Here is a 3,483-nt window from a genome sequence, read left to right on the forward strand (position 1 = left end):
GGCGACCGGCGCGGCTGCGGGTGAAGCTGCGGCGGTCGCCGCGGTCGCGGCCGGCTCGGTGGCGCCGGCCGCCTGGCTGGCGGCGGTCGCGGCGGGGCCGGCCGGAGCGGCCGGGATTGCGGTGGCTGGCGCCGCCGGTGCGGCGGCGATGGTGCCCGACACGCTGCGCTGGGCCTGCGCCGGGGCGGCGGCCAGCGCCGCCAGCAGCAGGCCAAGGAGGAGGGCAGGTTTCATTTATTTATTGAGTTTGCGTATGCGTTCGGACGGCGTGATGATGTCGGTCAGGCGGATGCCGAACTTGTCGTTCACCACCACCACCTCGCCCTGGGCGATCAGGCAGCCGTTGACGAGCACGTCCATCGGCTCGCCGGCCAGGCCGTCCAGTTCCACCACCGAGCCCTGGGCCAGTTGCAGCAGGTTCTTGATGGCGATCTTGGTGCGGCCCAGTTCCACCGTCAGCTGGACCGGGATATCGAGGATGAAGTCGATATCGTTGTGGGTTTCCGTCTTGCTCTGCTGTTTGGAAAAATCCTGGAACACGGCGGCGCTGGCGGCCTGCTGGTTCTGCAGCGCCTCGGCCTCGGCCTTGGCCTGCTCGGCGATCGCGGCGCCCCAATCATCATCCAAGCTTTGATCGTCTTGATTATCCGACATGGTACTCTCCTGTGTAGCGTTGGTCGCTGGACCACTTATTTGATGTTATCGGCATTGGCCAGCAGTTTCTCGACCTTGAGCGCGTATTGTCCGTTCAATACGCCGTAACTGCAATCCATCACAGGCACGCCGTCCACCGTGGCCGAGATCATTTCCGGGATGTTGAGCGGGATGATGTCGCCCACCCGCATGTTGAGGATCTCGTCGAACGAGACGCGGGCCGTGCCCAGCGAGGCCACCAGTTCCACCTCGGCGATCTGGATCTGCTGCGTCATCAGGCGGATCCAGCGCTTGTCCACCTCCAGCGCCTCGCCCTGCAGGCTGGAGGTCAGCGCGTCGCGGATCGGCTCGATCATCGAGTACGGCATGCAGAAGTGGATCTGGCCCGACACGGACCCGAGCTCGACCGTGAAGGTGGACGCCACCACCACCTCGTTGGGGGTGGCGATGTTGGCGAACTGGGTGTTCATCTCGGAACGGATGTATTCGAACTCGACCGGATAGACCGGCTCCCACGACTTGGTGTAGGCCTCGAACACGATGTCGAGGATGCGCAGGATGATGCGCTGCTCGGTCTGGGTGAAGTCGCGGCCCTCGACCCGGGTGTGGAAGCGGCCGTCGCCGCCGAACAGGTTGTCCACCAGCAGGAACACCAGGCCCGGGTCGAACACCATCAGGGCCGTGCCGCGCAGCGGCTTCATGTGCACCAGGTTGAGGTTGGTGGGCACCACCAGGTTGCGGATGAACTCGCTGTACTTGGACACCCGCACCGACCCCACCGACACCTCGGCGCTGCGGCGCAGGAAATTGAACAGGCCGACACGCAACAGACGCGCGAAGCGCTCGTTGATGATCTCCAGCGTAGGCATCCGGCCGCGCACGATGCGCTCCTGGGTTGCCAGGTTGTAGGTTCTGACTCCCGCGACTTCCTCCGGCGCCTGCGCGTCGTCCTGATCGCCGTTGACCCCCTTCAGCAGGGCATCGACTTCTTCCTGGGAGAGAAAATTATCGGCCATGACAGTGTTACTGAATGATAAACGAAGTGAATAAAACGTCGGTCACGTCCTGCGGCGAACCGTGTTCCTCGAACGGTTCCTTGACCTGGGCGATGATCTCCGCGCTCAACTGCTTCTTGCCCTCGGGCGTGTTGATCTCCGACGCATGCTTGCCCGACAACAGCAACAGGATGCGGCTGCGCACCTTGGGCATGTTGCTCTTGATCAGTTCGACCTCCTCCAGGCCCGACACCTGCAGCGTGAACGCCAGTTGCAGGTACTGGTCGCCGCCGCCGTCCTCGGGCTGCAGGTTGACGGTGAACGGCTCGATCGGCACGAACACGGGCGGGCCGGCCTTGGCTTGTTTGTGCTTGGTCTTGGCCGGCGCCTCGTCGTCCGCTTTCCCGTGCAGGAAGAACCAGGCCGCGCCGCCGCCGATCGCGCCCAGGGCCAGCACGGCCGCGACGATGATGATGATCAGCTTCTTCTTGCCGCCACCGCCGGCCGGCGCGGCGTCCGCTTTGGTGTCAGCCTTCAATTTGGGATTCGCTTTCAAAATAATCCTTGCAGGGTGCGGTAGTGGTTCATGCCGTCATTATGTCATTATCGCGAAAGGCTGCGCAGCAGCATCTGTGGAAAAGAGGGCGGAAGCGGGCTTTGCTCGGCATTTCCTTGATGAAACAAACAACAAACCGGGGTCAGGTCATGCCATCACGCATCTTGCATGACGGCATGACCTGACCCCGGTTTGGGTTCTCAGGCGAAGGTGTCGACGGCGCCGGCCGGCAGGCGGCGCACGGGCGCGGCGCTGCGCGGGGCCGGTTCGGCGCTGTCGCGTCCGAAGCGGGCGCCGCCGTGGCCGCCGCCGCCACCGCCACCGTTATTCGACTGGGCCGAGGCGGCCTGTTGCTGGAAGTTGCCGTCCTGGTTGCCCATGCCGGCCGACACGGTGGCGTTGCCCAGCTGGATGCCGGCGTCGCTCATCATTTCACGCAGCTTGGGCACGGCCGCCTCCAGCGCCTGCCGCACTTCGGGCTGGGCCGACGAGAACGCCACGGTGGCGTGGTCGTTCGACACGCTCAGCACCACCTGCAGCGGCCCCAGGTCCGGCGGGTTCAGTTCCATGGTGGCGCTCTGCTCGCCGCCGGCGGCCATGAAGACGATTTTTTGTCCCAGTTGCTGGTCCCAGCCCGGCGTGCCGACCCGGGCCGGCAGGCGTTCGGCCGGCACGGCGGCGGCCGCCTTGGCCACTTCGAGTCCGGCCACGGCGCCCGGCGCGATGGGCGTGGCCGGCGCCGTCTGGGCGGCCGGCGTGGCCGCCTTCAGCACGGCGGCCGCCTCGGCCGGCGCGGCCTTGGCGACCGTGACGGGGATGGCGTTGTCGGGCGCGGCCCGCTCGCCGCCCGCTTGCAGCGCGGCCTGGTCCGCCGGCGCGGCCTTGGCCTTGAGCTGGCCGACGCCGTCGGCGCCGGCATCGGCCTTGGGGCCGTCCGTCACGCCGAGCTTGGCCAGGTTGGCGTCGTCGGCATCGGACGCGGTGTCGGCGGCGCCGGCGGCGGCCGGTTTGGCGTCGCGCACGGCGCCCGGCGCGGCGGGCGGGGCGGGCAGGGCGTTGGCGAGGGCCGTGGCGGCACTGTCGGCGGCGGCCGCGTCGGTGGCGCCGCTGGCCGGATCGGCCTTGGCGCCGGACAGGGCCGCGTTCGCTTGCGTCAGCGCGGTCTGGAAATCGTCCGCGCCGCCGGCCTGGTCGGCGCCCGCCTGCAGCAGCGCGGGATCGGTGGCGGCGGCGGTGGCGGCGGCCGCGTCGGGCGGGGCGGCGCCGGCGTCGGCGCCC

At 67.9% G+C, this 3,483-nt stretch carries 4 protein-coding genes and 1 pseudogene; all 5 read right to left on the reverse strand.

Going from position 1 to position 3,483, the window contains the following annotated elements:
- A pseudogene (locus AC1RQG_RS27760) lies at window positions 1–234 on the reverse strand (flagellar biosynthetic protein FliO); the annotation flags it as partial.
- Window positions 235–654, reverse strand: coding sequence for a flagellar motor switch protein FliN (gene fliN, locus AC1RQG_RS27765; protein ID WP_182152225.1), 420 nt, complete (start codon window positions 652–654; stop codon window positions 235–237).
- Between the two features lie 35 nt (window positions 655–689).
- On the reverse strand, window positions 690–1,670 hold the full coding sequence (gene fliM, locus AC1RQG_RS27770) for a flagellar motor switch protein FliM (RefSeq protein WP_182152224.1): 981 nt from the start codon (window positions 1,668–1,670) through the stop codon (window positions 690–692).
- 7 nt (window positions 1,671–1,677) lie between these two features.
- The gene (gene fliL / locus AC1RQG_RS27775) at window positions 1,678–2,187 is read right to left on the reverse strand and encodes a flagellar basal body-associated protein FliL (RefSeq protein ID WP_493136640.1); all 510 of its coding nucleotides are present in this window, start codon (window positions 2,185–2,187) and stop codon (window positions 1,678–1,680) included.
- A gap of 218 nt (window positions 2,188–2,405) precedes the next feature.
- On the reverse strand, window positions 2,406–3,483 hold a 1,078-nt coding region (locus tag AC1RQG_RS27780; protein ID WP_493136642.1), incomplete at its 5' end, for a flagellar hook-length control protein FliK.

It is taken from the genome of Rugamonas sp. GW822-FHT03B10 (assembly GCF_058801745.1).